This window comes from Arthrobacter sp. MDT2-3, assembly GCF_059090465.1.
In genome coordinates, this window is the sequence record NZ_JBNHFS010000013.1 from 1 (window position 1) to 3,669 (window position 3,669).

The window sequence follows — 3,669 nt, forward strand, 5'->3', positions numbered from 1 at the left end:
CTTGGCACACTATTGAGTTCTCAAACAACAGACACACCCGGCACCACCCAACCAAACGGTTCAGGATCGCTCCGGAGCAACTTTTCAAACTTACCCGGTCTCAAGCAGCAATACAAATCAGCGTTTCCGCGACCCGCGCTACCCTCAACCAGCCCCACCCAAGACCGGCACACCAAAAGGCGAACCATTTTCAGGCCGTTCACAAAGGGGGGATAAGCCGCCATCTTTCCGCTTCAGCGGCGGCGACTCAGAAAACAATACACCCCCCAAGCCCACCCCGCAAATCCACCCCACAACACACCCCAAACCCCCAAAACCCCCAAAACCCGCGGTTTTCGGAGTCCCAGCCCCGGTCTCAGCGCCCCCCCAGCCAGCAAAGCACCACTATGGACTGGCTCACACCCCAACACCTCAACCCCGAACCCCAAACATCAACACGAAGTCCGCACCCCGGGGCTCGAGAGCTTGAAACGCGCCCGGCCGATCGTGACAGGAGGAGCTCACACACTTCGGCATAAGTCCAAGCGACGAACCGTGGCTGCGTAGGTTGTGGTGTCTACCAGGTGTGCTGGACTCCGGGCAGTACCAGCTGCGGCCGGGCCATTCGTGGAAGGAGTACAGCGACTGGCTCGAGGAACGCGGCGACGACTTAGGAACAGCGTCGAGGTCACCAACCTGGACCCGTTGAACGGCCACCGCGGATGCAAGAACGACCCAATCAATGGCATACGCACGATCCTGCGCTGTGGCCAAGCGCAAGTTCACGGGGCGGCAACGTGCACGGCTCGACGGGGGGGGAACGCCAGGACGAAGTGCTCGTCGCCTGCCCGTGCGCCCAACAACTCCCCTCGGCCTACGAGGGCAAGAACCGGGTCGAGGGACGGCCCGTCGCGGAGACGGTCCTCGCGTCGCTGCCTACCTGCCCGACCCCGGAGATCAAGCGCCTCAACAAGACGCCCAAGCAGTGGGCGAGGCGTCCCTGATCTACCTCGACACTGGACCGCAAACACCGGCGGCCCCGGCGCAACGTCCTCACCGAACTCCACCGCCACGTTGCCCCGGCTTCCGCAACCGGAAGCACTACCAACTACGCATGCTGCTCATCGGCGGCGGACTGTCCCGCCCTCACCTCGGGTAGGAAGACCTCAGACAGGTGGAAACCACGCGGTCAAGCGCTTACTTTCAAAAGGAACACAGCCCTCACCGGAAGGAGCGAGGCTCTTGTGCCACCGTCCGCAGTGGGCTTCGTCGCGGACCCGCTGAAATCGATCAACCGCCCACCCGATAACGCAGGTGAAGTATCCGGTTGCCTTGAATCACCAGGTCGGGATCCTCCAACAAGTGCTGTGCGTGGACCGACCCGAAGTAGCGCTTACCGGCCCCGACCACGACGGGTACGACGTCCATGCGCACCTCGCCAACCAGGCCTGCGGCAAGCATCTGCCCACCGACATCACCAGCGGCGATCTCGACGATGCGGTCACCCGCAAGCTCCTGCGCCTTGGCCATGGCTGCCTCGACGCCGTCGACGAAGTGAAACGGTGCCTCGGGATTCCAGCCCTCTGGCTGCGGCCGGTGTGTCACGACGACCACGTGGTCAATCCCGCTCGGAGGTTTCCCGTCCCAGCCGTCCGTCAGGTCGAAGACATGGCGGCCGCAGAGTGTCACCGCGATCTGGTCCCAGTACGGACAGCCGGGTGTAGTCGTAGGAAGGCAGCGATACCTTCACCTCGCCGCTCTCGTCCAACGGGACGTCACCGTTGGTAAACCAGTCGAACAGCAATCCGGGCTGGTCATTCTCGTCCGCGACGAAGCCGTCCACTGACACCGAGCTGTACATGACCACCTTGCCCACGGGGCTCTCCTCTTCTTTGGGTGCCCCCACATTAGCGTCTCGTGAGCGGTCGCTCTGGTGAAAAATCCATCAGCCGGCAGCGGCCAGCCGTCCAACAGGGACTGTCCGATAAACGGTGTGTGGAGGCCGGCCGGTTTTCATTATTGAGTGGTTCTTTCGAACCGGCCAGCGAAGGTAATAGCGAACGCGTTTAGCGCAGGCTTCCACCTCATCACCCAGCGTGCCCGGCCACCGCCGGTGGGATCAAGAGATCTGGTAACCAGGTACAGGCATTTCAGGGCAGCGGTTTCATTCGGAAAGTGCCCGCGGGCCCTGACCGCCCTTCGGTAGCGGGCGTTGATCGACTCGATTGCGTTCGTCGTGCAGATCACCCTGCGTATCTCCACGTCGTACTCCAGGAAGGGCACGAACTCAGGCCACGAGGCTTCCCAGAGCCGCACGATGGCCGGATATCGCTGGCCCCATTCGGCGGTGAACTCCTCGAACCGGTCCTTCGCCGCTTGCTCGGACGGGGCCGTATAGACGGGCTTGAGCGCCTTGATGATGCCGTCGCGGTGCTGGCGTCCGGCATAGCGGAAGCTGTTGCGGATCAAGTGCACGATGCACTGCTGCACGACCGCACGCTCCCAGGTGGTCGTGATCGCCTCCGGCAGGCCCTTGAGCCCATCGCAGACGGCGATCAACACATCTTGCACGCCGCGGTTCTTCAGCTCGGAGAGTACCTGTAGCCAGAACCGGGCACCCTCGCCACCGTCGCCGGCCCAGATGCCCAGGATCTCCCGCTCCCCGTTGGTGGTGACGCCCATGACGACGTAGAACGGGGTGTTGCGCACCTGCCCGTCACGGACCTTGACCACGACCGCGTCAACGAAAAGCACCGGATAGATCGGATCCAAAGGCCGGGCAGACCATTCGGCCAGTTCCCCAGAGACTTTCTCCGTTATGCGGCTGATGGTGTCGTTGGAGACCTTGGCGCCATAGACCTCTTCGAAGTGGGCTGCGATTTCCCCGGTGGTCAGCCCACGGGCGGAGAGCGAGAGCACGATCTGATCGACCCCGTCCAGACGCCGCTTCCGCTTGGGAACGATCACCGGCTCGAACGACCCGTCCCGATCCCGGGGCACCTCAATCTCGACCGGGCCGATCTCGGTCAGCACGGTCTTTGACCTGGTGCCGTTGCGCATGTTCGCTGCGACCGGTGTCTGGCCATGCTCGTGCCCGAGGTGCTCGGTCAGCTCGGCTTCCAGTGCCGTCTCGAGCACGTTCCTGGTGAGCTGATTCAGCAGCCCGCCCGGGCCGACCAGGCTCACGCCCTGTTCCTTGGCCTGCGCGAGCAAACGCTCCCCCAGTGCCTTCTGATCGATGATCCCTCCCGTCACAGGATCGATCATCACCCCTGTCATCTCGGTCGTGGACCGACACGGCCGTCTCCTTTCGGATCAGGCCGGACCCCACACACCGTTATTCAGACAGTCCCGTCCAACACGTCGCCGGGATGTTTGCGTAGGAACCGCCGCTGGACTTCGACGTACCGGGTCGGGGTGAGCCCGGTGAACGCCCGACTCAGCTAGGAAGAGCTTTCGTCGTGGTGCGCCGGCAGTTGGTGGGTTGCAGCGTTTGGTGCGGGAGGTGATGGCGGGTTGCAGCGTTTGGTGCGGGAGGTGATGGCGGGTTGCAGCGTTTGGTGCGGGAGGTGATGGCGGGTCGCACCAGGGGTGGGATCTGGTGGGCCGGCTGCCGTGGCGCCTTGGTGTTTTGTTTGTTAAATGCGGCAGGGCCCTGACGTCGTTTGTCAGGGCCCTGCTCGTAATGGT

Annotated in this window: 1 protein-coding gene and 1 pseudogene; both read right to left on the reverse strand. The window is 63.2% G+C overall.

What is annotated here, in order from left to right; all coding sequences use genetic code 11:
* Nucleotides 1-1,269: 1,269 nt before the first annotated feature.
* A pseudogene (locus tag AC5RUQ_RS20895) lies at nucleotides 1,270-1,855 on the reverse strand (dihydrofolate reductase family protein).
* 140 nt (nucleotides 1,856-1,995) lie between these two features.
* The gene (locus AC5RUQ_RS20900; RefSeq protein WP_493949184.1) at nucleotides 1,996-3,246 is read right to left on the reverse strand and encodes an IS256 family transposase; all 1,251 of its coding nucleotides are present in this window, start codon (nucleotides 3,244-3,246) and stop codon (nucleotides 1,996-1,998) included.
* Nucleotides 3,247-3,669: the final 423 nt, after the last annotated feature.

Excerpts from the sequence above, each read along its gene's own strand:
- AC5RUQ_RS20900 (WP_493949184.1), bottom strand. The coding sequence starts at position 3,246 with ATGATCGATCCTGTGACGGGAGGGATCATCGATCAGAAGGCACTGGGG.